Origin of the sequence: Nocardia kruczakiae NBRC 101016, from assembly GCF_001612965.1 — a bacterium.
GTDB lineage: Bacteria > Actinomycetota > Actinomycetes > Mycobacteriales > Mycobacteriaceae > Nocardia > Nocardia kruczakiae.
Map to the genome: position 1 here is coordinate 1 of NZ_BDBL01000072.1, position 25,532 is coordinate 25,532.

General features: G+C 69.2%; 23 protein-coding genes. 12 read left to right on the forward strand and 11 right to left on the reverse strand.

What is annotated here, in order from left to right:
• The 7 genes from NK1_RS32140 to NK1_RS32170 all read right to left on the reverse strand — a co-directional run.
• Positions 1-1,080: PEP/pyruvate-binding domain-containing protein (locus tag NK1_RS32140; RefSeq protein ID WP_281189210.1), on the reverse strand; the 1,080-nt coding region annotated here is incomplete at its 3' end.
• A complete protein-coding gene (locus NK1_RS32145; RefSeq protein ID WP_063014859.1) occupies positions 1,061-2,779 on the reverse strand; it encodes an AMP-binding protein in 1,719 nt (572 codons plus the stop codon). The genes NK1_RS32140 and NK1_RS32145, both read right to left, overlap by 20 nt.
• On the reverse strand, positions 2,776-3,087 hold the full coding sequence (locus NK1_RS32150) for an acyl carrier protein (RefSeq protein ID WP_167354338.1): 312 nt from the start codon (positions 3,085-3,087) through the stop codon (positions 2,776-2,778). Before NK1_RS32150 ends, NK1_RS32145 begins: the two co-directional genes overlap by 4 nt.
• The gene (locus NK1_RS32155; protein WP_084461838.1) at positions 3,077-4,549 is read right to left on the reverse strand and encodes a PEP-utilizing enzyme; all 1,473 of its coding nucleotides are present in this window, start codon (positions 4,547-4,549) and stop codon (positions 3,077-3,079) included. Before NK1_RS32155 ends, NK1_RS32150 begins: the two co-directional genes overlap by 11 nt.
• Positions 4,546-5,544: an NAD-dependent epimerase/dehydratase family protein gene (locus NK1_RS32160; RefSeq protein ID WP_063014865.1), complete on the reverse strand. Its 999-nt coding sequence runs from the start codon at positions 5,542-5,544 to the stop codon at positions 4,546-4,548. Before NK1_RS32160 ends, NK1_RS32155 begins: the two co-directional genes overlap by 4 nt.
• Positions 5,541-6,692 carry an SDR family oxidoreductase gene (locus tag NK1_RS32165; RefSeq protein WP_063014868.1) on the reverse strand — a complete coding sequence of 384 codons (1,152 nt, stop codon included), beginning with the start codon at positions 6,690-6,692 and terminating at the stop codon, positions 5,541-5,543. The genes NK1_RS32160 and NK1_RS32165 overlap by 4 nt, the downstream gene beginning before the upstream one ends.
• The gene (locus tag NK1_RS32170) at positions 6,689-7,876 is read right to left on the reverse strand and encodes an acyl-CoA dehydrogenase family protein (protein WP_063014870.1); all 1,188 of its coding nucleotides are present in this window, start codon (positions 7,874-7,876) and stop codon (positions 6,689-6,691) included. Before NK1_RS32170 ends, NK1_RS32165 begins: the two co-directional genes overlap by 4 nt.
• A 348-nt stretch (positions 7,877-8,224) precedes the next feature.
• On the opposite strand from NK1_RS32170, the gene NK1_RS32175 reads away from it, so the two are divergent.
• Genes NK1_RS32175 through NK1_RS32200 form a run of 6 tightly spaced genes read left to right on the forward strand, consistent with a single transcriptional unit; the run spans position 8,225 to position 14,572 of the window.
• Positions 8,225-9,226: a UbiA family prenyltransferase gene (locus tag NK1_RS32175; RefSeq protein ID WP_084461840.1), complete on the forward strand. Its 1,002-nt coding sequence runs from the start codon at positions 8,225-8,227 to the stop codon at positions 9,224-9,226.
• A gap of 39 nt (positions 9,227-9,265) precedes the next feature.
• Positions 9,266-10,321: a type III polyketide synthase gene (locus tag NK1_RS32180; protein WP_063014873.1), complete on the forward strand. Its 1,056-nt coding sequence runs from the start codon at positions 9,266-9,268 to the stop codon at positions 10,319-10,321.
• Positions 10,321-10,848 carry a cupin domain-containing protein gene (locus NK1_RS32185; RefSeq protein WP_062999768.1) on the forward strand — a complete coding sequence of 176 codons (528 nt, stop codon included), beginning with the start codon at positions 10,321-10,323 and terminating at the stop codon, positions 10,846-10,848. The genes NK1_RS32180 and NK1_RS32185 overlap by 1 nt, the downstream gene beginning before the upstream one ends.
• 9 nt (positions 10,849-10,857) lie before the next feature.
• Positions 10,858-11,646, forward strand: coding sequence for an NADPH-dependent FMN reductase (locus NK1_RS35475; RefSeq protein ID WP_063014875.1), 789 nt, complete (start codon positions 10,858-10,860; stop codon positions 11,644-11,646).
• Positions 11,643-12,335 carry an O-methyltransferase gene (locus NK1_RS32195; RefSeq protein ID WP_063014877.1) on the forward strand — a complete coding sequence of 231 codons (693 nt, stop codon included), beginning with the start codon at positions 11,643-11,645 and terminating at the stop codon, positions 12,333-12,335. Before NK1_RS35475 ends, NK1_RS32195 begins: the two co-directional genes overlap by 4 nt.
• Positions 12,336-12,358: 23 nt before the next feature.
• Positions 12,359-14,572 carry an MMPL family transporter gene (locus NK1_RS32200; RefSeq protein WP_063014879.1) on the forward strand — a complete coding sequence of 738 codons (2,214 nt, stop codon included), beginning with the start codon at positions 12,359-12,361 and terminating at the stop codon, positions 14,570-14,572.
• Positions 14,573-14,599: 27 nt separating this feature from the next.
• Here the strand turns inward: NK1_RS32200 and NK1_RS32205 are convergent, their stop codons facing one another.
• Positions 14,600-15,328: a DsbA family oxidoreductase gene (locus NK1_RS32205; protein WP_063014880.1), complete on the reverse strand. Its 729-nt coding sequence runs from the start codon at positions 15,326-15,328 to the stop codon at positions 14,600-14,602.
• Between the two features lie 167 nt (positions 15,329-15,495).
• Between NK1_RS32205 and NK1_RS32210 the strand changes: the two genes are divergently transcribed.
• From NK1_RS32210 to NK1_RS32225, 4 genes are all read left to right on the forward strand, one after another.
• Positions 15,496-16,773 carry an NAD(P)/FAD-dependent oxidoreductase gene (locus NK1_RS32210; protein ID WP_063014882.1) on the forward strand — a complete coding sequence of 426 codons (1,278 nt, stop codon included), beginning with the start codon at positions 15,496-15,498 and terminating at the stop codon, positions 16,771-16,773.
• Positions 16,774-16,818: 45 nt separating this feature from the next.
• Positions 16,819-17,757, forward strand: a complete 939-nt coding sequence (locus NK1_RS32215; RefSeq protein ID WP_369689838.1) for an RNA polymerase sigma-70 factor — start codon at positions 16,819-16,821, stop codon at positions 17,755-17,757.
• A 95-nt stretch (positions 17,758-17,852) separates the two neighbouring features.
• Positions 17,853-18,173, forward strand: a complete 321-nt coding sequence (locus NK1_RS32220) for a DUF3761 domain-containing protein (RefSeq protein WP_245660981.1) — start codon at positions 17,853-17,855, stop codon at positions 18,171-18,173.
• A gap of 68 nt (positions 18,174-18,241) precedes the next feature.
• A complete protein-coding gene (locus NK1_RS32225; RefSeq protein WP_063014884.1) occupies positions 18,242-18,865 on the forward strand; it encodes a DNA-3-methyladenine glycosylase in 624 nt (207 codons plus the stop codon).
• A gap of 4 nt (positions 18,866-18,869) precedes the next feature.
• Here NK1_RS32225 and NK1_RS32230 read toward each other — a convergent pair whose 3' ends face one another.
• Positions 18,870-20,567 (reverse strand): 2-isopropylmalate synthase, encoded by a 1,698-nt coding sequence (locus tag NK1_RS32230; RefSeq protein ID WP_063014890.1) that lies wholly within the window; start codon positions 20,565-20,567, stop codon positions 18,870-18,872.
• A 215-nt stretch (positions 20,568-20,782) separates the two neighbouring features.
• On the opposite strand from NK1_RS32230, the gene NK1_RS32235 reads away from it, so the two are divergent.
• Entirely contained in the window at positions 20,783-21,451 is a 669-nt protein-coding gene (locus NK1_RS32235) for a FadR/GntR family transcriptional regulator (protein WP_063014892.1), read from the forward strand.
• Between the two features lie 230 nt (positions 21,452-21,681).
• Here the strand turns inward: NK1_RS32235 and NK1_RS32240 are convergent, their stop codons facing one another.
• Together NK1_RS32240 and NK1_RS32245 are read right to left on the reverse strand one after the other, a co-directional pair.
• Positions 21,682-22,650 (reverse strand): AraC family transcriptional regulator, encoded by a 969-nt coding sequence (locus NK1_RS32240; RefSeq protein ID WP_063014898.1) that lies wholly within the window; start codon positions 22,648-22,650, stop codon positions 21,682-21,684.
• A 102-nt stretch (positions 22,651-22,752) separates the two neighbouring features.
• Positions 22,753-23,724: an NAD(P)H-binding protein gene (locus NK1_RS32245; RefSeq protein WP_084461841.1), complete on the reverse strand. Its 972-nt coding sequence runs from the start codon at positions 23,722-23,724 to the stop codon at positions 22,753-22,755.
• Positions 23,725-23,935: 211 nt separating this feature from the next.
• Between NK1_RS32245 and tyrS the strand changes: the two genes are divergently transcribed.
• A complete protein-coding gene (gene tyrS / locus NK1_RS32250; RefSeq protein WP_063014901.1) occupies positions 23,936-25,219 on the forward strand; it encodes a tyrosine--tRNA ligase in 1,284 nt (427 codons plus the stop codon).
• Positions 25,220-25,532: the final 313 nt, after the last annotated feature.

Below are 25,532 nucleotides of genomic sequence, written 5' to 3' on the forward strand. Positions count from 1 at the left end.
CAACGGCGCGTGACCGGCGGCGGCATGCGGGGACGCATGGTCGAACAGCGCTGCCGGCCGCAGCCGTCGCAGGGCGGTCGGGCGATCCAGCAGCCCCGCCCGCCACGCGTCGACGGTGACCGTGTTGTGGACCCGCTCGGCGGCCACCGCCGGGCGCACCTGCACCAGCCACAGCTTCCCGGATTCGACGACGAATTCGACCTCGACGATCAGCGTCAACCAGCAGAACAGTTCGTCCACCGTGGCGGCGAGCTCACCGTAGGCGCCCGGCGCGGAATCGGCGAGCACCTCGATGTTCGCCGGTGTCGCGGTGCCGCCGACCAGGGATTCCCCCGTCGCTGCGGGCAGATATTCGCCGTGCAGTCCGCGCATTCCCGTGAGGGGATCGTGGCTGAAGACGACACCGCTGCCGCTGGCGGTGGCCGCGGTCCCGTACGCCATCGCCTGCACGATCACGGAGGGCCGATCCGCTTCCGAAATTCCCTGTGCGGCACGGTATTCCCGCGCCCGGCGGTTGTTCCACGAGGCGGCCACCGCATCCACGGCCGCCTTCACCTGCGCCGCGGGCTCGACCGGGAATCGCGCCCCGGTGCGCTGCTGGTAGATGTCGATCAGCTCGGGGTGGATCCGCTCGGGCGCTCCGGTGGGCAGGTCCACCTCCGGCACACCCGCGACGTGCACGCACAGCGCACGGGCACCGGAAACCACTGCGCGCCACGCGGACTCCTGGCTGCCGAGCCGCTCGGCCAGCGCCGGCACGTTCTCCGGCGTCAGTCCGATACACAGCAGGGTGTCCATCATGCCGGGCATACTCACCGGCGCGCTCGATCGCACGGCGAAGGCCACGGTGGCGCGGTCGGCCGCCATCGTCGCGGCCGCTTCCTTCCGCAATTCCCGGATCAGTCGCGCGATCTCGTCGAGCGGGCCGCCGGTCTGGCGCAGGCGTTCACCGGGCAGGATCCGGAAAGGCGGTACCGGATAATTCATCTGGGCCAACTTGGTGAGGAAGAATCCCTTGCCGCCGAACAGGGCTCGCGAGATCTGCGGGGTCTCGAAACGCTCAATGCCCGGGTGGCTCATGACCGGCTCCCAGGGTGAGGCGCAGCAGGGGTGAGGCGGCGCCGACGAACAGGTGGCGGGCGGCGCTGATTCCGGTCGCCAGATCGTTCCACAGCTCGACGCGTCGCGGTTTTCCGCTCGTGGTCCTCGGAATCGCCAAGGGCGCCATGGTGACCAGGGCCGCGGTGGCCGCGTCGAGCCCCGACCGCCGCAGTACCGACAGCGTCGTCTCGACGGCCTCGGCGGGCACCCGCTGCTGGAAGACCACCAGGCTCGAGGGCTTGCCCGCCATCTCGAGATCGCGCAGCACCACGGTGATCTTGTCGTGATGGACCCGAAGCCGTTCGGCGAGAGCGAGTTCGACGTCCTCGGCGGTGATGAACGTTCCGTTCACCTTGATCGCGTTGCCCATCCGGCCCAGCACGTAGACCTCGTCCTGATAGCGGAAGCCCAGATCGCCGGTGTAATGCACCACGGGGACGGTGTCGTCCTCGTCGAGATAGCCGCTGAACAAGGCCGGTGAGGCCACGGTGATCTCGCCGACCTGGCCGTCGGGCAGCACGACACGATCGGAGTCGACGACCTCGATGTGCGCACCCGGCAGGGCCCGCCCGCACGACACGATGCAGGTCGCTCCGTCGGGCACCGGCTCGGCATCGAGCAGGTCCCGCTGCCCGAGCACCTCGACCTGGGCCTGATCGGACAGGGTCCGGTGATCGATGTCCAGCGCGGTCGGCACGTCCGGCAGCGGGCAGACCGACACCGCGAGCGTGGTCTCCGCCATCCCGTATCCCGGTTTGACGGTCCGGGCGGGCAACCCGAACGGCGCCAGCAGTTCGTAGAAGCTGCGCAGCGCGGCGAAATTGATGCGATCCGAGCCCACGATCAGCGACCGCCACTCGGAGAAGTCCATGCCGGCCAGGGCCGTGGGCCCCACCAGTCGCACGATGCGTTCGATCGCGAAATTCGGTATGGCCGAATGGTTGGCCCCGTGGCGCCCGAACAGTTCGAGCCAGGTCAGCGGGCGCCGGACGAAATGCTCCGGGCGCATGAGCCACGCGTCCTGGGAATAGAGGATCGGCGACAGGAAGGTACCGATCAGCCCCATGTCGTGATGCAACGGCAGCCAGGATCCGAAGGTCTGGGTGGAATGCCCCGTGCTGTCGTGAAATACCGATTTCAGCATTTCCACGTGGGCGATGGCGGCGCGTGCGCTGATCCGGACGGCTCGCGGCAGACTGCTCGAACCCGAGGTGAATTGGATGATCGCGGTCTCGTCGTCGGTCGCGGGGCACAGCGCGACTCTGTCGGCCGCCGGGATCGGCTCCTCGGCATCGATGAGATGGGGCCGCTCCGGTCCGGCCTCGGCCAGGCCCGCGAGCGTCTCCGGCCCGGCGACCACGGCCGCCGGGGCCAGTGCGCGCAACCGCGACAGGTGCCCGGCCCGGCCACCCTCGGGCAGTCCGATCGGGGCGACGACGGTGGGGATCGCGCCGATCGCCATGACGCCGAAGAAGTATCGGGGAAATTCGGGGCAGGTCGGCAGGACAAGCGCCACTCGGTCGCCGCGCCCGATTCCGCGTTCGCGCAGCGCACCGGCCACATTCAGGGCCTCGGTGGCCATCGAGTCGTAACCCAGGCTCTCCCATTCGTGGCCGGTGTAGAAGTGGACCGTGCCGTCGTTGTCGCGTTCGGTGATCCAGTCGACGAGTGATCTCACCGCGCCTCCCGGGCCGCGGGGTCGTTCGGGTACCGATCGTGATAGGTGCGCTGGATCAGCACGACCAGGTCGCCGACGGTCTCGACGCCGTAGATGTCCTCATGGTCGATGAGTTCGATGCCGTACTCCTCCTCGACCCGGGTCAGCGCCTCCATCAGCGACAGCGAGTCGAGGTCGATATCGTCGCGGACCGAATCGGTCAGCCGCAGGTCCAGTCGCGGCCGGCCGACCGCGATCTTGTCCTCGAGGACCGTCAGCACCGCCTCCGGGTCGGCCACCGGATCGAAAGTCTGGTTATCAGTGGACAATTCGCACCTCTCCCGTATCTCCGTTCACGTACACCCGCTGTCCCGGTTTGATGTCGGTGGCCAACGGATGCGACACCACGGCCGGGATCCCGAGTTCCCGGCAGATGATCGCGATGTGTGAGTACTGACTGCCGCGGGCGGTCACCACCGCGCCGACGAACGGCAGGATCGGAATGACGTTGGCGTCGGCGCTCTCACAGGCCAGCACCGCCCCCCGTTCGGTGGGCATGTCTCCGAGCCCGATGGCGATCCCGTCGCAGACGCCCGCCGCGGCCCCGTGCGGGGTGCGGTGTGGCTGATGGTGTGCGGGCGCGCCCGGCGACAGATCCAGATAATCCGGCATCGCCACCGCGAGGGCATCCTCACAGGCGGTGCGGCGCAGTTCTAGTTCCGCGCGGTCCGGGAGGGCGTCGCGCAGTTCGCGCATCGCCAGGTACGGCCAGTCCGCGGCGGCCACGCCCCGATGGGCGGCGATCACGGGCACGAACCGCCGGTGGGCGTGCAGTAACCGCATCGCCAGCGATTTACTGTGCTCCCGCAAGGCCATCACGTCGCCCAGGAACAGCACCGAGGCGTCGATGGCCCGGCCGCGCGCCGCTCCGGACATGCCGATCAGCGCCTCCCGCGGCGACAGATCGGACTCCTCCCGGGTGGCGGGCGGGGTGTGGTTCATGGGTGGGATCACATAGTCCGACCAGGGCAGGTCGGTGTCGGCGATCTCGTAGAACGGGTGCTGGACGAAGCGTGCGGGCCCGTCGGCGAGGAGTGCCAGCTGACCGATGCGGCCCCACGGCAATTCGGCGGGTTCCTTGAGCCAGTTGGTGATCAGGTTGCCGCCGCGTGCGAGCCGGCCGACCACGGTGCGCTGCAACACCTCCGCCGCGACCGCTCCCGATGTGCTGATGATGTGCAGATGCCAGGCCCGCTCCAGCAATGCGTCGCCGCGGGCCGCCAGTTCGCCCAAGCGCCAGACGGCCTCGTCGCGGAGGACGGCGTCGACGTCCTGTTCGAAGTCGAACACCGCCTGTTCCAGCTCGATCACGCGGGGCCGCAGTTCGACCAGCTCGCGCAGCATCCGCGCGGTCGCGCCGTTGCGGCGCAGGCGACCCGGCCGGCGACCGGAGCTGGACCGGGGCGGATCGATACCTTCGAAGTACGCGGCGGTCACGTCCTCGGGAGTCAGCAGATTCACCTGGTCGGCGATGCGGCAGTACGCCGTGAGGTTGTGGTACGGGCGGCAATTGAAGTAGCCGGTGAACACGTAGTCCGATCCGGTCGCCCAGCGCTGTGGGCCGAGGATGTCGCGCACGAACTGCCGGGTGCCCCATTCCATCGGCCTGCCGACCAGCGACCAGGACATCGGTGACAGCCGTTGCGGGGCGATCTCCCCGAAATTTCCGGCCGAGTACACCCGCAGCTCCGGATGGGGATAGGTGTCGACGCGACAGTGTGACATGCTCATTGTGCTGCTCCCAGAACGTCGAAGCTGCGGCCCGCCAGGCCCGAATTGCGCAGTGCCGCACCGGTTTCGGCGATGTAGTCGGTCACCGATGCGATGTCCGGAGTCGGGAGGGTGTCGAAGATGCCCGGATCGAAATCGAACAGCGGGCGGGCGTAGTCGACGACATCCTCTTCGAGGCCGAAGCGGCGGGTCAGCAGGCGCCGCGTCCACGCGGGTCCGGTGGCATCGACGATCTTCGGCACCACCTGCCACGGACGGCACAGGCGCTCGAGTACCTCGGCCAGCGTCGGCCGCTCGGGATCGAAATAGGTACAGCCACTGCGGTCTTCGTCGCTGACGGTGATGTCGCGCACCACGCGCGCGGCCACTTCGACATCGGCCGCGTAGACCGGATACCGGCCGCAGTCGTGCAGTGTCACCGGAAGCCCGCTGAGTAGATGCGGAAGCACCGACACCGGCCCACCGCGGCGCGGGATCAGTTCGGCGGGGGCGGGCCCGAGCAGGGTGCCCAGCCGGAGCACGGTCACCGGAACGCGGCGTTCGCGGCGCGCGATCAGCTCGCCGCGGTATTTGGCGTATTCGTACCAGTTGCGGAAAGTTTGACCACGACTGAGATCGCGATTGGTGATCGGACCGGTGGCGCGGCCCAGCGCGAGGATCGACGAGACGTATACGACGCGGCGGACCGACCCGATCGACGCGGCCAGATCGAGGACGTTTCGCGTGCCGTTGACGTGAAGGTTCACGACGCCCGTCGGATCAGAACTCATGTCCACCGAACCGAATCCGCAGACCACGGCGTCGATGTCGGTCAAGGCGTCGAGGGCCTCGTCGGTCGAGCCGAATCCGGGCGAGTTCACATCACCCGCGAGGCCGGTTCCGTAGCGGGTCCGGCCGCTGCGGCTCAGAGCGACGACCTCGTGGCCGTCGCCGTCGAGCAGTCTCGCGACGGTAGTTCCCAGATAGCCGGAGGCGCCGGCGACGAGTATTTTCATGCGAATCGTCCCAGCGGTAGTTCGGGCAGCGGCTCGGGGGCCACCGGCGGGGCGAGATCGAAGGCCACGTCGATGAGGTCCTCCACCGAGTAGGTGGGCGCCCAGCCGTCGGTCAATGCGCGCAAGCGGGTTCGCTCGAAAATCCGATCGATGGAGACGTACCGGAGCCCGAACAGGCGATTGCCCATCTCCCGATTCCAGCGCGCGTACTTCAACGCCAGGTTCTCCGCCAGCCGCAGCGCGCGGTCGGGGGCGACCAGCAGTCGCGGCGGGTCGTAGCGGCCGGTGATGTCCTTGGACTGCAACACCGTCAGCAGTGCCGCCAGTGTCGGCGCGGTTTCCCCGGCGGCCAGGTGGACGATCGCCCCGCCGCGCCACGACGCGTAATCCGTGGCGGCGCCGCGGTCCAGCAACCGCACCAGGCCCTCGCCGATCACGTCGCGCGGCAGGATGTCCACGCGCGCCTCCGGCCGCACCGGCAGGACCGGCAACTGCCCCGAGGACATCGGCGTGACGAGTTGATACAGCGAGCTCCACCGCGTGGTCGAGCGGGTGCGCGAGCTACCGACCACGCCGCCGATCCGGGCGATCAGCACCGGGTGACCGTCGGCGGCGGCGCGGCGGATCAGATGCTGTTCGGCGAACCATTTGCTCAGCTCGTAGGGCGTGCGGTCCGGATGCGCGGGGTGCAGATCCTCGGCGATATTGCCGGAGGCGGTGCCTGCCACGTACGCGGTGCTCACGTACAGGTACGGAACGACACGGCCGAGTCGATCGCTCAGCTCACGGGCCAGCGCGAGACCGTTGAGCGCACCGAGGTAGTTGATCCGGTCCAGTGCCGCCTGCCCGGCCGTCCAGTCGACGATGCCGGCGAGGTCGACCACGACGTCGACGTCGGGCAACGTCGAACAGTCCAGGCCCCATAGGTTTTCGGCCACGTCGCCGATCACCTGGTGCTGCGGCACGGCGGCGCGGTCGAGATCGGCCCGCGTACGGCGGCGCACAACGGCCGTCGTGCCGGCCGGGTCGGGGTTGTCGGTCAGGGCCTCGGCCAGGCCGCGCCCGACCTGTCCGGTCAGGCCGGCGATCAGCAGGCGCGGCGCGGTGCGGCGGCGGGCGGGTGTGGTGTCGGATGTCGCGAGGGTCATGAGGAGATGCTCACCAGCCGGTCGTAGAGGTCGGGATTGCCGTGCAGGGAGTCGGTGATGATCGCCAGCATCATTTCGTCGGTTCCCGCGCCGATGCGTGCCACGCGAATGTCGTTCCAGAACTGGCCGAACGGCGTCTCTCGCGGGAGGTAGCCCGCGCCGCCGAACACCTGCATCGCTTCGCTGATCAAGCGTTCACCGGCCCGCGCCGCGCACAGTTTGACCGCGGCGATCCGGCTGATCAGCGCGCGGTCGAGCGGTCCGGCCATGAGGTCGCGGGCGAGCGTGTCGACCGCGCCCGAGAGCACCTCGACCTCGGCCGACAGCTCGGCCAGCCGGAAGGCGATGTACTGGTGCTCGCGCAGCCGTTTACCGAATTGCGTACGGCGCCCGGCATGTTCGACCGCCAGGCTGATCGCCGTCGCGCATCCGCCGGCGACCTGGGCCGCGATCGCCAGCCGCTCGAAGGACAGTCCGTAGTTCAGATTGAGCACGCCCAGACCGGCCCGGCCCAGTGTCGCCTGCCGATCCACCTCGACGCCGTCGAACTCGACGGCCACGGTATCGAGCGCGTGTGTGCCGAGTTTGTCGTGCTCGCGAAGGATCCGGGCCGCGGTCATCGGCACCACGATCGTCGCGTGGCGATCGGTGGGCCGGCCGTCGGCCGTCGCGATCCGGCACAGCACGACGGCGAAATCCGCGACCGCGCCCAGGGATACGAACTTCTTGCGACCGGTGACCGACCAGCCGTGCTCGGTCGGGGTCGCCAGGCAGGTGACGGCCGAGAGGTCGCTGCCGCCGGTGGGTTCGCTGGCGGCGATGCAGCCGACCGCGGTACCGTCCAATGCCTGTTCACGCAGTGCCACAAGGTAATCCGAGTGGCCGAAGCGGTGGAGCAGCGAGAGCACGGTTTCGGTGTGCAGGGATACGCCGATGGCGACTCCCGCCGGCGCCCGGCTCGACAGCTCCGCGCCCAGGCGCACGCCGAAGACCACGTCGCCGGCGTCGGTGCCGGGTGCCGCGGCCGCCGACCAGCGGGCGCGCAGTACCCCGGCCTTGCCGAGGGATTCCAGCAGCTGTCGCGGAAACCGGACGAGGGCGGGGTCGGCCTGCACCGAGTCCAGGGCGTCCTGCACGATCCGGCCCAGATCGCCGGCCGTGGGTAGTGCTGTTTCGAGGGTCATTGATATCCGTTCCCTCCGGATCGAATGCCGAATTTTTCCCACACCTCGAGGCTGCGGCTGCGCAGCCTTTCCGGTATCGGCGGATGGGGAGTCGAATTCACACATGAACAGTGCGAAGTCAGCGTGACACATTTCCCTCGAAACCGTCAACAATTGGATCCGTTGACTTTTGCGAGAGTGCTGTGCCAATCTTGTCCGAGCGCCACCGTCGTGCGCAACGAGTCGGCCTCGTCGCCGCCACCCCTCCCGTGGATCGTCTCGAAACTGCCTGTCCAGCAGGGGTTTTGGATGAACTGTCCGAGGCTTGCGACCGCCTGACAATATCTTGCTATAGGGGAGAAATGCACAATGACGGATAATCGAGTCAGCCTCGCTGCGCAATGGACGGAGATATTCACCGCCGATGGTTCGGCACCGCCCGAGAAACTCTCGGTGCAGTCCTGGCTGCGTTACAGCCTCATTATTCGACGCGTTGAATTTCTGCCGCTGACAGTGACGGTTCCTTTGGTGCCGGCCCTTCTCATGGCTCGGACGATGCGCGAATTGCTGTCACTCGACATGCTGCTCGCGACCATCGTCGTGGTGGTCTCCATTCAGATCGGCAATATGGCCAACTGCCTCGCCGACCGCCGGATGGACGCGATCTACAAGACCCGGCTGTCGCGTGCCGTCTACGGCCTGGGCGTCGGCCGGGTGATCCGCCAGATCGTGGTCGCCATGCTGATCGTGGGCGTCGCGGAGGGCTGGCTGACCTACCGCACCGGGCATCTGGACCTGCTGCTCATCGGCGGTCTGTGGGCGGTGCTGGGCATGGGCTACTCGCTGCCGCCGCTGCACCTCAACGGCCGCGGCATCTGGCAGCTGCCGGTGCTGCACGCCGTGTACTTCGTCCTGCCGGGGCTGTTCGTGCTGCGCGCGTTCGAGGGGCCGCTGTCGTGGGCGGCGTTCGCCGCGATCTGCGGCTTCAGCCTCACCAATATCGGCATCATCGTCATCAGTCACGCCGAGGACTTCCCCGAGGACGAATTGTATTCGGTGATGACCTACGTCCGGACGCTCGGACTGACCCGCGCGGTCGGGCTCGGGGTGGCGATGCTGTCGCTCGGAGCGATGGTCGTCACCGCGTCCACCGTGGTGCTGGCCGGGCCGGTCTGGGGGTTGGTGCCGTACCTGGCGGCCTGCCTGTTCGCGGTGCGGTTCATGGCCCGCACCGCCCGGGCGGTGCGCGGGAAACCGGTCGACGAGGCAGTGGCCGTGCTGCGCGCCTGCTCGAAACTCGCTCCGCTGCACACCCTTCTGGTCGGGTGGACGACCGTCGTCGTCGCCGCCTTCGCCTTCGCGGCCCGCTAGGCGCCGCCCTCATCGAATTACGAGTTAGGAGATCGGCGAATGGCGATCCTGTACAAACCCGCGGTGGCCTTCCCGGACGAGGTGGTCACCCTCGAACAGACCTTGGACGTCGCGCGCCGGCTGCACGCGGGCCACGCGGACCTGGAGCTGGCGCTGCGGCTGATCCGCAACACCGGCGTCGAGACCCGCAACATCGTGCAGCCCCTGGATCGTGCGCTGCGGCACCCCGGTTTCGAGGAACGCAATCAACTGCACGAGGTGGAGGCGAAACGCTACGTGCCGGTGGTCGTCGGCGAGGCGCTGGCCAACGCCGGCAAGGCCGCGGCGGATATCGACGCCATCATCTACGTCTCGTGCACCGGCTTCATGATGCCGTCGCTGACCGCGTGGATGATCAACGAACTCGGCTTCCGGTACTCCACGGCGCAGCTTCCGATCGCTCAACTCGGTTGTGCCGCAGGCGGTGCCGCCATCGCCCGCGCCCTGGACTACTGCCGGGCCCATCCCGGAGCGAACGTCCTCGTGGTGTCGTGCGAGTTCTGCTCGCTGTGCTACCAGCCCAGTGACGTCTCCGTCGGCACCCTGCTGTCCAACGGCCTGTTCGGCGATGCGGTCGCGGCCGTGGTGGTCTCCGATGCCGCCGCCGCGGGCAGAGCGGGAATCGAGTTGCGGCGCAACGCGTCCTACCTGATCCCCGGCACCATCGACTGGATCTCCTACGCGGTGCGGGCGACCGGCTTCCACTTCCAGCTGGACAAGCGGGTCCCGGGAACGATGGAACCGCTGGCGCCGGTGCTGCGCGCGGTCTCCGAACAGGAGGGCTGGGATGCCGGGGTCCTCGACTTCTACATCATCCATGCCGGCGGACCGCGCATCCTCGACGACCTGTCGAAATTCCTCGATGTGGCGCCGAACCAGTTCCGCTACAGCCGCGAGACGCTGACCCGGCACGGCAACATCGCCAGCGCCGTGGTGCTCGACGCGACCCGGCGGCTCTTCGAAGACACCGACAATCCGAAGATCGGACGCGGCATCATCGCCGGGTTCGGTCCGGGAATCACCGCCGAGATCTCACTGGGAGAGTGGTACAGCTGATGTCGATTCACGGACTCTACGTAGCGCCGGGCGAGGGCAAACGACTCGTCAGCGCCGCACACGAAGTGGTTTTCAAGGTCACCGGCGAGCACTCCACCGCCGCCTCCAGTTTCGAGGTGCTGGTCCCACCGGGCTTCGACGTCGGGGCGCATCTGCATCACCATTCCGAGGAGCTGTTCTACCTCGTCGAGGGCGAGCTGGAATTCCTTGCCTTCGAACCGGTTTCGTGGGAAGGGCATTGGTCGCAGTGGCGCTCCGAGGAGGGCCGCACCGTCATCACGGCCGGCCCCGGCAGCGTGGTGTTCGTGCCGCCCGGATGCCCGCACGCCTTCCGCAACGCCTCCGACGCGCCGGCGAAGATGTTCTTCCAGGCCTCGCCGCCGCCGGACCACGAACACTATTTCGAAGGACTCATCGAAATCTTCCGCACCGGTGCCGCGGTGGATCCGGCCGCCGTGGCGGCGCTGCGCCAGAAATACGACATCGAGCAGATCAGCGAGTTGCGCTACCAGCCTCCGGGTGAGTGAGCCGCGGCGATGACGAGCGTGCTCGGACTGGCCGGCTCGCTGCGCCGGCAGTCCTACAACCGGATGTTCCTCGAGGCCGTGCCGCACCTGCTGCCCTTCGACTGCGGTTACCACGTGTTCGACGGGCTCGGCGAGGTGCCGCTGTACAACGAGGACATCGATACCGCGGCGCCGCCGCCGGGCGTGCGGGCGTTGCGCGCCGCGGTGGCCGCGTCCGACGGGGTGATCGTCGCCTCCCCGGAATACAACCAGTCCGTCCCGGGGGTGCTGAAGAACGCCCTCGACTGGCTGTCGCGCCCGCACGGCGGCGGCGCCTTGCGCGGGAAGGTGATCGTGCCCGTGGTGGTGACGCTGTCGCGCAGCAACGGTGCGCGCGGACTGGCCGACCTCAACCGGGTGCTGTCGTATCTGGGCAACACCGTGCTCTACCAACCGGAAGTCGTGCTGGCCTCGGCGCCGAGTCTGCTGCGACCCGGGGCCGACGGGTCAGTGGCCATCACGGATCCCGCCGTGCGCGCGCTGGTCGCCCTGGCACTCGAACAGCTCGGCAACGTTCTCGGCGCGGGGACCGCGCGCGCCGGCGCCGATTTCGTCGCGGCCCACCGGGCCGTCGTCGAACGGGCGCGCTTCGCCCCGATGGTGCGCGAGGCGCTGAGCCGGGGCGCGCCGCCCGGCGTGGTCGCGGAGCGGTTGCACAACGCCGGCATCTCCGCGCGCGAGGCGCAGGAGTGGATCAGCGCCGAAATGGCAAGCGGCCCGGTCCTTTCGAGCAATGGACATCGAAGTGGAGAATCATGATCGACATCGGAACCGACACTGGTCTCGACTTTCTCGACGACCGGGTGCGCGGTGTCGTCGAGCGACTGGAAGTGGCGGCCCGCGCCGACGGGGACGTGATCGGCGCGGTATCGGTGCGATTGCGCGAACTCGGCGCGACACCGGATGCCGAGACCCTGCGGGCGATGACCGCCACGGGTGAGGCGGCGATGCTGCCGGTCGCCCGTTCGGTGGGCCGCCTGCTGTTTCAGCTGGCGGTCGGCTCCGGCGCCGCCACGATCGTCGAATACGGCACCTCGCACGGCATGTCGACGCTGTATCTGGCCGCCGCCGCGCAACGCACGGGCGCGCAGGTGATCGGCACCGAACTGAGTGCGCACAAAGCCGCGGTCGCCACCGCCAATCTCGCCGAGGCGGGTGTGGGCGATCGGGTGCGCGTGCTGGTCGGCGACGCGCTCGAAACGTTGCCGACCGTGTCCGGCCCCGTCGGATTGCTGCTGCTCGACGGGTGGCTGCCCCTGCATCTGCCCGTATTTCGAGCGATGGAGCCGAAATTGACGCTGGGATCGATCATCGTCTCGGACAATGTCTCCAGACATGCCGACCTGCTCGACGACTTCCACCGCTACATCGCGGAACGCTCGCAGACCTATCTACGAACAACCCTGCCCCTCGACGACGGAATCGATGTGATCGTGCGGGTGCGGTAGCGTCCGGCCACCGGAGAGGAACGATGAAGAAGACCTCCGTACTCGAGCGCGTCGCGCGGGTCGCCGCGTTCCACCCGAAGGTGATCCTCGGCGTCGCCCTGCTGGTGGTGCTGATCGCCGCCGGAGCCGGCAGTTCGGTCGTCGACCGGCTCGAGGCCGGTGGCTTCGCGCCGCCGGACGCGGAGTCGACGCGGGTGAGCGAACTGGTGGACGCCGAATTCGGCGGCGTGGCACCGAATCTCGTTTTGACCGTCGGCGCCGACGGCGGCGTCGAGAGCCCACCGGCCCGGCAGGCGGGCGTGGACCTGACCGCGTGGTTGCAGCGACGGTCCGACGTCACGACGGTGCAGTCGTATTGGACCGCACCGCCGGATCTGCGTGCGGCGCTGCGCAGTTCGGACGGCCGGACCGCCTTGGTCGTGGCCCGCATCGCCGGTGACGACACGGCCCAGCAGAAGGCCGCCGACGCGATCGCCCGCGCGCTGCCGGCACCGGCGGGGGTGACGATTCACGTCGGCGGCTACGCGGCGACCTTGCGCGACCTCAGTGCCGTCAGCGTGCGAGACCTGGCCTCGGCCGAGGCCGTCGCCATCCCGATATCGGCGATCGTGCTGGTCCTGGTCTTCGGGAGTGTGATCGCGGCATTGCTGCCGGTGGTCATCGGGCTGGTGTCGATCGTCACCACCCTGGCCGTTCTCCGGCTGCTGACCGAATTCACCGATGTGTCGGTGTTCGCGCTGAATACGACCACGGCGTTGAGTCTGGCACTCGCCATCGACTACAGCCTGTTCGTCGTCTCCCGCTACCGCGAGGAACTCGACCGCGGGGCGGCCCGGGAGGAGGCGGTGATCCGCGCGGTCTGCACCGCCGGTCGTGCGGTGCTGTATTCCGCTCTGGTGGTGATCCTTTCGCTGTCGGCGCTGCTGGTGTTCCCGATGTTCTTCCTGCGCTCGTTCGCCTACAGCGGACTGGTCGTGGTCGCGGTGGCCGCGCTCGCGTCGGTGCTCGTCCTGCCGGCATGCCTGGTGCTGCTCGGCGACCGGGTGAACGCCCTCGATCTCCGGGCGCCGCTGCGGCGTCTGCTCCGCCTGCCACCGCGGCGGACGGTACCGCTGGAGGACGGTGTCTGGTATCGCATGGTCACCGCCGTGATGCGCCGCGCACTACCTGTCGCGGTGGCGGTCACCGCGCTCCTGCTGCTGCTGGGCGCACCGTTTCTCGCGATCAAATTCGGCACGCCCGATGATCGGGCGATTCGCGCCGGGGTGGCCGACAGCAGGACGGTCGGCGACATCCTGCGTTCGGAATTCGCGCGCAATCCCACCGATTCGGTCACTGTCGTCCTGCCGGGCTATCACGGCGACCCCGGCGCCTACGCCGCCGAACTGTCGCAGGTGCCCGACGTCTCGGCGGTTCTGTCCGGCTCCGGTACCTACGTCGGCGGAGCCCGGATGGCGTCGGCGCCGCCGGGGATGAGCGGCACCGCCGGAGAGGTACTCCTCGTCGGCACGGACCTGGACCCGTATTCGGTGGCCGGCGCCCGGCAGCTCGATCGGCTGCGCGCGATCGCGGCCCCGGCGCCACCGCTGTTCGGGGGCGCCGCGGCCGAGAACCGGGACGCACTCGATTCGATCGGTGCACGCCTGCCCGTCGCCGCGGTGTGGATCGTGGTCGCGATGTTCTCGGTGCTGTTCCTCTTCACCGGCAGCGTGGTGCTCCCGGTGAAGGCGCTGCTGATGAACGTGCTGTCGCTCACCGCCGCGTTCGGCGCGATGGTGTGGATATTCCAGGACGGGCATCTGGCCGGCGTGCTCGGTTTCACGCCGACCGGCTATCTGGTGGCCAACGTCCCGATCATGATGTTCTGCCTGGCTTTCGGCATGTCGATGGATTACGAGATCTTCCTGCTCTCACGGATCCGTGAGGAGTGGTTGCGATGCGGTGACAACACCCGGTCGGTGGCGCTCGGTGTGGCCCGGACCGGTCGTATCGTCACCGCCGCGGCCGCGCTGATGGCGATTGTCCTGGGCGCCCTGGTCTTCTCCCGCCTGGCATTCATCCAGTTGCTCGGACTGGGTCTGGCGCTCACCGTCCTCGTCGACGCCACGGTGGTTCGCTGCCTGCTCGTTCCGTCGCTGATGCGCCTGACGGGACGCTGGAACTGGTGGGCGCCGCGGCCGCTGCGCTGGGTGCACGCCAGGGTCGGGCTGCGCGATGCGGAACCCGTTTCGGGATAGGTCGCGCCCCGCGTCGCGGGACCGCGATCAGCCTCGCTCGTCCGCGGCGGGGACGGCGCAACCGTCCGGACCGCAGGCATCGCCGTCGCCGAGGACCTGCAGCGCGGGAGCGTGATCGGCCCACGCGCGCTCCAAGGCCTGGCTGAACACCTCGGGCGGCTGGGCGCCGGAGACGCCGTAGGTGCGGTCGAAGACGAAGAAGGGCACGCCCCGTGCGCCGAGTTGCGCGGCGGTGTTCTCGTCGTCGCGCACCGCGTCGGCGTAGGCCTGCGGATCGTCGAGGGTCGCGCGCACCTCGGCCGGGTCCAAGCCCGCTCGCTCCGCGAGCTCGATCAACCGTTCCCGATCCCCGAACACCGGCCGCTCGTCGGCGAAATTGCCCTCGTACAGCGCATCGAGCACTGCGTCCTGCCGTCCCCGATCCAGCGCGAAGTGCAGCAGCCGGTGCATATCGAAGCTGTTGCCGAAGTCGCGTCCCTCGGTGCGATACGGCAGGCCGACGGCCTGCGCCTGAGCGGCGATGCCGCGCTCGTTGGCGGCGGCCTGGGCCTCGCTGATGCCGTACTTCTCGGCGATATGGGCGACCACCGGGCCGCTGTGCCCGGCCGGCAGCGTCGGATCCAGTTCGAAGGACCGGTGGACGACCCGCACCTGGTCGCGGTGCTCGAAGCCGGCCAGCGCCTGCTCGAAGCGCCGCTTGCCCAGATAGCAGAACGGGCAGTTGATATCGGTCCAGATCTCGACCTGTACGGCCATGGTCACCTCATTCGCGTCTTCCGAAAGTCCTGACATGTCAACCGAGCGCCTGCCCCGCCTGTTCCCTGTGGTGTGATCGGCGTCACATCGGATGGTGTCACGAATGCGGCGGCCGACTTGTCCCATCACCGAATCGCACAGTCGACCCGCCGCGAAAGGACAGCATCATGAGCGAGACCCAGCGCAGCAACCGAGGAACCCAGCGCAGCAACCGAGGAACCCAGCGCAGCGACCGAGGAACCCAGCGTGAGCCGGCCGCCGGAGGTCCGCACGATATCGTCGTTCTCGGCGCCGGTTACACCGGAATGCTGGCGGCCATCCGGCTCGCGCGCCGCACCCGCAAGCAGCCGGTGCGCATCACACTCGTCAATCCGTCGGAGCGGTTCACCGAGCGGCTGCGCATGCATCAGGTCGCCGCCGGTGCCGAACTCGCCGACCACCGCATCCCCGAACTGCTGGCCGGCACCGGCGTGACCTTCCGTCGCGCCGCAGCCACCGCGATCGACCCGGTCGCGCACCGCGTGACCTGCGACGACGGCTCCGAACTTGGCTACGACACCCTGGTCTACGCCCTCGGCAGCCGAGCCGACACCACCACGGTGCCGGGTGTGGCCGAACATGCCCGGACCCTCGACGATCCGCGCGCGGCGCACCGGATGTCGCAGCGCCTCGCCGAACTCGAGGCGAGCGGGGGAGCGGTCGCGGTCTGCGGTGGCGGTCTCACCGGCGTCGAAGCCGCCACCGAAATCGCCGAATCCCATCCCGGCCTCACCGTCACCCTGATCAGCACCGGGGAACCCGCCGCCATGCTGGGGGAGCGCCCGCGCGCCTATGTCGCGCGTGCCATGGATCGTCTGAACATCGTGCGCCGCAGCGGAACTCGCGTGACCAAGGTGCTGCCGGATGCGGTGCGACTCGACAACGGCGTGATGGTGCCCGCCGGGCTCACGCTGTGGACCGCCGGAGTCCGGGTGCCCGCCCTGGCCGCCGAGGCCGGCATCACCACGGACGCGGCGGGGGCGATCGTCACCGACGCGACATTGCGGTCGGTGTCGCATCCCGACATCTACGCGATCGGCGACGCCGCCGCGATCACCCAGCCGTGGGGGCGCATGCACGGCACCTGTCAGAGCGGGATGCCGACCGCGGCCTACGCCGCCGACACCATCGCGCGTCGACTGCGCGGAAAGCCGGTGCGGCCCTTCCGATTCGGCTACTTCCATCAGCCGGTCAGCCTCGGCCGCCGCGACGCCGTCATCGGATTCACCCACGCCGACGACAGCCCTCGGCGCGGATATCTGACGGGCCGCGCCGCGGTGCGTTACAAGGAGTTCGTCAGCAGCAGCCCGGTCCCGACGTTCCGGCTGAGCCGGCGCGCGAATGTCTCGGTCACCCTGTCACGAGGCGGACGCGCGACGCGCACGGCCGGCCGCATCGCCGCCTGAGGCGCGATATTGCCGGTGCTCGACCGAACGGGAGAGGATGAGCGCATGGACGGTGATGCCGAGGACGCCGGTGCGATGACCGCGCGGCCCGCGGACCCGCCGGCGGACCCCGGCGATGCGTTCGACACGCATCGCCGGCTGCTGTTCGCCACCGCGTATCAGCTGCTCGGCAGTGTGGCCGACGCCGAGGACGTGCTGCAGGACGCCTGGTTGAAATGGCACGAGGCCGACCGGCGCCGGGTCCGCCACCCCAAGGCGTATCTGGTGCGGACGGTGACGAACCTGTCACTGAACCGGCTGACCAGCGCCCGCGCGGTGCGCGAAACCTATGTCGGTCCGTGGCTGCCCGAACCGCTGCTCAGCGAACCCGATGCCACCGAGCGCGTCGAGATCGTCGACACGGTGTCCACGGCGATGCTGGTCGTGCTGGAGACGCTCGGCCCGGTCGAGCGTGCGGTGTTCGTGCTGCGCGACGTCTTCGGCTTCTCGCCCGCCGAGATCGCCGGCTTCCTCGACCGGCCCGAGCCGACCGTCCGGCAGATCTCGCATCGCGCCCGCAACCACGTGCAGGCGCGCCGCCCCCGCTACGACACCGATCCCGTTGCGCGGCAGGAGATCACCGAGCGGTTCCTGGCGGCCGCCAACGGGGGCGACGTCAACGCGCTGATGCAACTGCTCGCTCCCGACGTGACCCTCTGGAACGACGGCGGCGGCAAGGTCACCGCGGCCCGGCGCCCGCTGCACGGCCCCGACCACGTCGCCCGCTGGCTGCTCGGCGTGCTGGCCAAACCCGTCCTGACCGGGATCCGGATGCGGGCCGCGATGCTGAACGGCGAACTCGGCGTGGTGGGCGAGATCGGCGGATTCCCGGTCGGCGCACTCACCTTCGACATCCTCGACGGCCGCGTGCGGAATCTGCGCTTCCAGGTGAATCCCGACAAACTCGCCGGCCTGCGCCCGCAGCAGGAGATCCGACACCTCTGATTCGACCGAAATGTCCTGTGCGGCTGGGGGATGCGCTATTTTTGTCATCCGCCGGGACAGTTCCGGCGTAGATCAGAATGGTAGGAGTTTCACAAGTGCACAGCGTAGCGAGCCGCACCCGTCGATCCGGCGCCGGGATTCCGGGCCGTCGAACCACCCTGACCGGCTGGCTGCTCGCCGCCGGTGTCGGCTTCGCCGCCGTCTTCGCCCCCGCCGCGACGACTACCGCGACCGCCGCCCCGGCCTTCGTCTCCTGCCCCGCAGGCGATTACGAGAACGTCGACCACGCCTGCGTCCCGCGTCCCGGCTCGGATCCCGACGGCGCGACCGCGCAGTGCGGCGACGGCACCTACAGCTACAGCCGCCACCGCAGCGGCACCTGTTCGCATCACGGCGGTGTCGAGCGCTGGCTCTGACCGAGCCGGACGGTCCGCGGCGGGCGTGGCGGCGGTCACCACGGGTGCTCGAGTAAGAATGAGAACCCGTGTCTGCCGAGGAACTCGCCGTGGAACCGCTGGCCGCCGCCCGCCGCCTGCTGGGCGCGACGATGCGGTCCGGCCCGGTCGCCGTCCGCATCGTGGAGGTCGAGGCGTACGGCGGTGACCCGGCCGGACCCTGGCACGACCCGGCGGCCCACTCCGGCCGCGGCCGCACGCCGCGCAACGCCGTCATGTTCGGCCCGCCCGGCATGCTCTACGTCTACTTCAGTTACGGCATGCACACCTGCGTGAACGTCACCAGTGGCCCCGACGGTGTCGCCAGTGCCGTGCTGCTGCGCGCAGGTGAGGTGATCGAGGGCCACGAGGTCGCGCGCTCCCGGCGTCGTGCGGCCCGCACCGAAGCCGATCTGGCGCGCGGGCCCGGGAACTTCGGCAGTGCCCTCGGAATCACCCTCTCCGACTACGGCACCGCGCTGTTCGATCCGGCGGCGCCGATCCGATTGGAGTTGGGGCCCGAGATCACCGACTCCGCCGCGATCGGGGTGGGCCCCCGGGTCGGCGTGAGCCTGGCCGCCGACCGCCCGTGGCGACTGTGGTTGCGCGACTCCCCGGCGGTCTCGGCCTACCGCCGCAGCCCCCGCGCCCCCGAGGTCGGGCGGTCGGCCTGAGCGCTCAGCTCGTCACATCGGCCGGGACTCGCGCGCGCTGCGCTGCCGCGACCGTCGCCGCCAGTTCGGCCGCCGCGACGGTATCGGCGATCCCGAGCGTCCATCGGGTTTCACCGCCGATCCGGAACTCGCCGTAGACCACGTGTTCCGCACCCGCGCCCGCGGGCAGCCGGTGGTGGGCCGACTGCAGCGACTCGATCGAGATGCCGTGGAGGGCAACTATTTTCGTGAGACTTTTCGCGGCATCGGCGGCCGCCGAGGTCGTCTCGACGTCGGTGCCGTCCTCCGAGGCGGTGATCACGACGTCGCCGGAGTCGCCGTATCGCCAGCGGATCCGGCCCGCGGCACAGTCGATACCGTCGCCGGTCGGACCGTAGACCTGCTGCAGCAGATCCCACAACCACCGCGCACTCACCTCGGCGCCGGTGTCGTCGGTATGGCGCTGCACGTGCCGGGCGAAGTCGATCTGCAACCGTCGCGGCAGTTCCAGCCCGTAGCCGGTCTGCAGCAGATAGGCGATACCGCCCTTGCCGGACTGTGAATTCACCCGGATCACCGCCTCGTAACTGCGTCCGACATCCGCCGGATCGATCGGCAGATACGGCACCTGCCACTCGATCTCGGATTCCGGCACCCCGGCGAGTTCGGCCCGCCGGCGATGGTCGGCGAACCCCTTCTTGATCGCATCCTGGTGCGTCCCGGAGAACGCGGTGTAGACCAGATCGCCGACGTAGGGGTGCCGCTCCGGGATGGGCATCCGCGTGCAGTACTCGACGGTGCGGCGGATCGCGTCGATATCGGAGAAGTCGATCATCGGATCCACGCCTTGGGCATGCAGATTCAAGGCGAGCGTCGCGATGTCGACGTTGCCGGTGCGCTCACCGTTGCCGAAGACGCAGCCCTCCACCCGCTGGGCTCCGGCCAGCATCGCCAGTTCCGCACAGGCGATGCCGGTGCCGCGGTCGTTGTGCGGATGGACCGACAGGATCACCCCGTCGCGGCGGCTCAGATTGCGGTCCATGTATTCGATCTGGTCGGCGTACACATTGGGCGTGGCGACCTCTACCGTCGCCGGCAGATTCAGCACGACCGGGCGCTGGGGGCAGGCGTCCCACAGGTCGGTCATCGCATCGCACACCTCCAGCACGAAATCCGGTTCGGTGAGCATGAAGACCTCGGGGGAGAACTGGAATCGCAGATTCGGCCGGTCGCCGGCCAGTCGCGCGATCTCGCGTCCACCCGCGACGATCATCTCCGCCACGTCGGCCCGGGAGCGGCCCAGCACGACCTCGCGCCACAGCGGCGCGGTCGCGGTGTACATGTGGATCACCACGTCGTTGGTGATCCCCTCCACCGATTCCAGGGTCCGCGCGATGAGATCGGCGCGCGCCGGGGTGAACACGACCAGGGTGACGTCGGCCGGCGCCAGCTCGGCGTCGCGGATCAGGCGGACGAAGTCGAAATCGGTCTGCGAGGCGCTCGGATAGCCGACCTCGATCTCCTTGTAGCCGATCGCGACCAGCATCTCGAAGAATCGGCGCTTGCGCTCCGGATCCATCGGTTCGGCCAGGGCCTGATTGCCGTCGCGCAGGTCGACCGGCACCCACAGCGGGGCGGATTCGAGGCGTTTCGAGGGCCAGCTGCGCTCGGTCAGTGGCACCGGAACCCGGTGGTACACATCGTGATAGCGATGCGAGGGCATGACGGAGGGGCGCTGGCGATTCCAGCGGGGAGTGTGGTCGGGCACGGTATCGGCTTTCTGCGTCGGAGATGTCGACCGGCGCAGCCCAGCAACCCGCGGGCAGGGTGCCGGTCGTTCAGACCCCGCCGCGGCGGCCGAGGAGAAGCAGTCCCTGTCCCATGTCGGCTACCATAGCGAGTGACAACTCCTCAGACAAGTAGAGAGGTAAGGGGCCGATGGCGACCGTGCAGAGGCAACCGCTCGCGGCTCAGGCCGCCCGGCTCCTGCTCGACCGGATCCGCGCGGGTGAATGGCAACTCGGACACAAACTGCCGGGCGAGACGACCCTCGCGGCCCAGCTCGGCGTCGGACGTTCCACGCTGCGCGAGGCGATCCGGGAACTGTCCGGTCAGGGCGTGCTCGAAAGCCGCCAGGGGGCAGGCGTTTTCGTTACCGCGCTGGAGGTGGCCGAGGACTGGGACGAGGTGTTGCGCCGGGCCGACATCGCCGCCGTCATCGAGGCCCGCATCGCCATCGAGGCCGAGGCCGCGGCTCTGGCGGCGCGGCGGCGCACCCCTGCCGACCTGCGGCTCATGCGTAAGGCGCTGTCGGTGCGCGCCGGATCCGGCGATTCGGTCGAACATCTCGTCGACGCCGATACCGCCTTTCACCGCACCGTCATCGCGGCGGCGCACAACGAGGTGTTGTTGCAGTTGTTCGACGCTTTCGTCCCGCGCGTGCACCGTGCGATGACCGAGATGCTGCGGATGCGGCCGATGGCCGATCCCGCCGCGGACCATCACGCCCACGAGGTGTTGTTCGACGCGATCCGCGCTCGTTCGGCCGACACGGCGGCCACGGCCAGCCGGGTGCATCTGAGCGCCCTGAGATCCGCTTTCTCCTGACCGGTGAATCCCTGCGGGGTGCCCCGTCCGCCGCCACCACCCGTCCCGGCACGATCCGCAATCGGGTGCTGTGGACCCTGCAGATCGTGCTGGGCCTGTTCTTCGTCCTCGCCTCGGGACTGCCGAAGGTACGAACGCCGCCCCGCACACTGAGGTCGAAACCGCCCGATGGGCCCGCTCCGGGAAACACCCGGCACGGGCCCATCGACATGTCGGCAGCGTCGCGTGTGTCAGCCGCCGGCGCCGGCGTCGCGTTCCGCTTCTGCCGCAACGGGTTCGGTGCGCCGGTGCATACCCGGGCTGACTCCGTAACGCCGTTTGAACGCGGCACTGAGACTGAACGCCGTCCCGTAGCCGACCTGCCGCGCGATCGACTCGATGGTCGCATCGGTGCCGCGCAGCAGGTCCGCCGCCCGCGCCAGCCGCCATTCGGTGAGATAGGCGATCGGCGGATCCCCCACGAGTTCGGTGAACCGCCGGGCCAGCGCCGCCCGGGACGCACCGACGGTCGCCGCCAGTTCGGCGACCGTCCACTCGTGGGCGGGGTTGTGTTCGAGCAGCCGCAACGCCTGTCCCACCACGGGATCGGCGTAGGCGCTGTACCACTGCGGCGCCTCGGCCCGCGCGAACCAGGTGCGCAGCGCGGCGATGGTCAGCAGATCCAGCAGCCGGTCGAGAACCGATGCCTGTCCGGGAACATCGCGGCCGGACTCGTCGACCAGCAGGCCGAGCAGACGTTCGTCCACCTCGTGACCGTCGAGTACGGCCCGCGGCGGCAGGGCGCGCAACAGACGGTCGCTCACCGTGCCGGCCACCTCGTAGGTCCCGGTCAGCAGCGCGGTCGTTCCGGCCGCATTCGTCCCCCAGCTTCGCACTCCGAGATCCCATGTCTCACAGAGCAATTCACCGTCCGGAGTGGTCGTGGTCTGCCCGGGGTGCACGATCGCCTGCGGCGGGGTCGAGGGCTCGTCGGCCACCGTGTACGGGTCGGGACCGCGCAGAATCGCGACCGCGCCCTCCTCGAGGCGGATCGGATCGTCGCCGTCGGGCACCAGATAGGCATATCCGCGGGTCACCACCACCACCGTGAGCGGCGCCCGGTCCTGGATCCGCAGCGACCACGGCGGATCGAGCAGCGAGCGCATCACGAACGCGCCGCGAGCGCGCGGGCCGTCGAGCAGGTCGGCGAGGGCATCCATCCCACGACGATCGCGCATGGCGGCGAGCGCGGCAACCGGGTTCCCAGCACCGGTGGGGCGGCGGACCCCCGGGAAATCGCGCACGATCACCGGCACGGCCGATCACCCGCGCGGCGCATCGGACGCTTCGCCGCCTGCCATCGGCCAACCCCCCTCGGCGGCGGTCCGCCGGGCATAGTCGGCGAACGATCGCGGCGCCCGCCCCAGCGCGCGTTCGACCCCGTCGGTGACGGCGGTATTGCGACCGTCGAGAACGGTGCCGAACAGATAGGTCAGCGAGTCGACGACCTCGCGCGGCAGTCCCATCTCCGACATCGCGGCGGCATACTCGTCCAGGCCCACCGGCTGATAGCCGATCTCGCGACCGGTGGCGGCGGCGATCGTGGCCACGGCCTCGGCGAAGGTCAGCGCCCGCGGGCCGGTCAGCTCGTATATCTCCCCGGCATGCCCGTCCTCGGTGAGTGCGGCGACGGCGACATCGGCGATGTCCTCGGCGTCGACGAAAGGCTCGGCGACCGCGTCGGCCGGCAGTGTCACCTGTCCGGCCGCGATCTCCTCGGCCAGAAAATCCTCGCTGAAATTCTGGGCGAACCAGCTGCACCGCACGACGGTCGTGGCCAGGCCGCTGCGCAGGGCGATCTCCTCACACCGCTGCGCTTCGGGTTCGCCCCGGCCGGACAGTAGAACCAGCCGCCGCACCCCGGCCCGCCGCGCCGCCTCGGTCAGTGCGCTGACTGCCTCGTCGGCGCCCGGGGCGGCGAGATCCGGCTGGTACGCGAGGTAGACGGATCGCGCGCCGTGCAGGGCGGTGTCCCAGGTCGTCCGGTCGGTCCAGTCGAAGGCGATGGCCGTCGAGCGGGAGGCGGCGCGTACCTCGATCCCGTGCTCGGCCAGGCGCGCCACGACCCGCCGACCGGTCTTCCCGATGCCGCCCAAGACGACGACAGGGCCCGCATCGGTGCGGTCGAGGCCGCGAGACGCCGTAGTCGCCGCGGCCCGGTGATCGGATTCAGCGGTTTCGAAAACCGTTGCGGTGTAGATGGTTTCGTTCTGGCTGATGGTGTTCTCGGTCATGTGTCAAGTACATCCGGAGCGGAGCCGACCGGCCATGGTCCGGACGCTCGCACACATACGCGCGCGTCCACGCCGGGCTCGCGGGGTGTTCCTGTCGAGGATCGCTGAGCACCGGCGGGTTCGCCGCTCGCCCGCCACCGGACAGCACGCTCATCCGGACATGGCCGACCCAGCGCAGCCGATCGCGCCCGGTGCGGAAAGATGGGAGAGCGTGAGCGCCGACATCATCGACGAACTGACCTGGCGTGGACTGATCGCACAGTCCACGGATCTGGACGCCCTGCGGGCCGAAACGGCGAAGGGCCCGATCACGCTGTATGCGGGTTTCGACCCCACGGCGGCGAGTCTGCATGCGGGTCACCTCGTTCCCCTGCTCACGCTCAAGCGGTTCCAGCAGGCCGGACATCGCCCGATCGTCCTCGCCGGCGGCGCCACCGGCCTGATCGGTGACCCCCGCGACGTGGGGGAGCGGGTGATGAACTCGACCGACACCGTCGCCGAGTGGGCCGACCGGATCCGCGGCCAGCTGCAACGCTTCGTCGACTTCGGCGAATCGCCGACCGGCGCGATCATCGCCGACAACATGGACTGGACGGGCAATCTCAGCGCCGTCGACTTCCTCCGCGATATCGGCAAGCACTTCTCGGTGAACGTGATGCTGGCGCGCGAGACGGTCAAGCGCCGCCTCGACAGCGACGGCATCTCCTACACCGAATTCAGCTACATGCTGCTGCAGGCCAACGACTTCGTGCAGTTGCGCCGCGCCCACGGCTGCCGCCTGCAGGTCGGCGGCTCCGACCAGTGGGGCAACATCATCGCCGGCGTCGAACTCAACCGGCGCCTCGACGGCGAACAGGTCCACGCCCTGACCACCCCGCTGGTCACCTCCGCCGACGGTAAGAAATTCGGCAAGTCGACCGGCGGCGGCAGCCTCTGGCTCGACCCGGAGATGACCAGCCCGTACGCCTGGTACCAGTACTTCGTGAACACCGGCGACGCCGACGTGATCCGCTACCTGCGCTGGTTCACCTTCCTCGACCGCGAGGAACTGGCCGAACTCGAGACCGCGACCGCCGAGCGTCCGCACGCTCGGGAGGCGCAGCGCCGCCTCGCCGCCGAGATGACCACCCTCGTGCACGGAGAAGCGCACACCCGCGCGGTGCAACTGGCCAGCCAGGCGCTGTTCGGCCGCGGCGATCTGCACGACTTGGACGAAGCGACGCTCGGTTCCGCACTGGCCGAAGCCGCCGGTGACGGCACCGTCGCGGAGGCCGGTCCCGAATCGACGATCGTGGATCTGCTGGTCGCCTCCGGACTGTCCGACAGTCGCGGCGCTGCTCGCCGCGCGGTCGCCGACGGTGGCGCCTCGGTGAACAACGCCCGCGTCTCCGATCCGGAGTGGGTGCCCGCGGATACCGACTACCTGCACGGACGCTGGTTGGTGCTGCGGCGCGGGAAGAAGAACTTCGCCGGCGCGCGCCGAGCCGGGAGCTGATCTGGCCATGACCTGAGTCACATCCGTGTGATTCAGGTCGGCCACCCGCCGGTTCGGAACTCGGTGACCTGCGCAAACGCAAGCCGACGTGGCGATTTGACGTTCCGTTCTCCGCCACGTAACTTATTCCAGGTCAGAGCGACACGGACACCGACCCGGAGCCGAAAGGCCCGGGACAACGAGGTCGGACGAGGAGCGCCTGGCGGCCAGTAGGACCCAGAGATCGTGAGTTGACTTCGCGAGCTTCGGTGGTTAGGCTGGAAAAGTTGCCTCTCAAGAAGGTCGGTTATCCGGCCGGACTGTTTGTGCGCCT

Excerpts from the sequence above, each read along its gene's own strand:
- NK1_RS32170 (WP_063014870.1), bottom strand. The coding sequence starts at position 7,876 with ATGACCCTCGAAACAGCACTACCCACGGCCGGCGATCTGGGCCGGATC.
- NK1_RS32160 (WP_063014865.1), bottom strand. The coding sequence starts at position 5,544 with ATGAAAATACTCGTCGCCGGCGCCTCCGGCTATCTGGGAACTACCGTC.
- NK1_RS32165 (WP_063014868.1), bottom strand. The coding sequence starts at position 6,692 with ATGACCCTCGCGACATCCGACACCACACCCGCCCGCCGCCGCACCGCG.
- NK1_RS32155 (WP_084461838.1), bottom strand. The coding sequence starts at position 4,549 with ATGAGCATGTCACACTGTCGCGTCGACACCTATCCCCATCCGGAGCTG.
- NK1_RS35475 (WP_063014875.1), top strand. The coding sequence starts at position 10,858 with ATGACGAGCGTGCTCGGACTGGCCGGCTCGCTGCGCCGGCAGTCCTAC.
- NK1_RS32215 (WP_369689838.1), top strand. The coding sequence starts at position 16,819 with ATGGACGGTGATGCCGAGGACGCCGGTGCGATGACCGCGCGGCCCGCG.
- NK1_RS32200 (WP_063014879.1), top strand. The coding sequence starts at position 12,359 with ATGAAGAAGACCTCCGTACTCGAGCGCGTCGCGCGGGTCGCCGCGTTC.
- NK1_RS32185 (WP_062999768.1), top strand. The coding sequence starts at position 10,321 with ATGTCGATTCACGGACTCTACGTAGCGCCGGGCGAGGGCAAACGACTC.
- NK1_RS32230 (WP_063014890.1), bottom strand. The coding sequence starts at position 20,567 with ATGCCCTCGCATCGCTATCACGATGTGTACCACCGGGTTCCGGTGCCA.
- NK1_RS32205 (WP_063014880.1), bottom strand. The coding sequence starts at position 15,328 with ATGGCCGTACAGGTCGAGATCTGGACCGATATCAACTGCCCGTTCTGC.
- NK1_RS32180 (WP_063014873.1), top strand. The coding sequence starts at position 9,266 with ATGGCGATCCTGTACAAACCCGCGGTGGCCTTCCCGGACGAGGTGGTC.
- NK1_RS32245 (WP_084461841.1), bottom strand. The coding sequence starts at position 23,724 with ATGACCGAGAACACCATCAGCCAGAACGAAACCATCTACACCGCAACG.
- NK1_RS32195 (WP_063014877.1), top strand. The coding sequence starts at position 11,643 with ATGATCGACATCGGAACCGACACTGGTCTCGACTTTCTCGACGACCGG.
- NK1_RS32175 (WP_084461840.1), top strand. The coding sequence starts at position 8,225 with ATGACGGATAATCGAGTCAGCCTCGCTGCGCAATGGACGGAGATATTC.
- NK1_RS32240 (WP_063014898.1), bottom strand. The coding sequence starts at position 22,650 with ATGGATGCCCTCGCCGACCTGCTCGACGGCCCGCGCGCTCGCGGCGCG.
- NK1_RS32235 (WP_063014892.1), top strand. The coding sequence starts at position 20,783 with ATGGCGACCGTGCAGAGGCAACCGCTCGCGGCTCAGGCCGCCCGGCTC.
- NK1_RS32210 (WP_063014882.1), top strand. The coding sequence starts at position 15,496 with ATGAGCGAGACCCAGCGCAGCAACCGAGGAACCCAGCGCAGCAACCGA.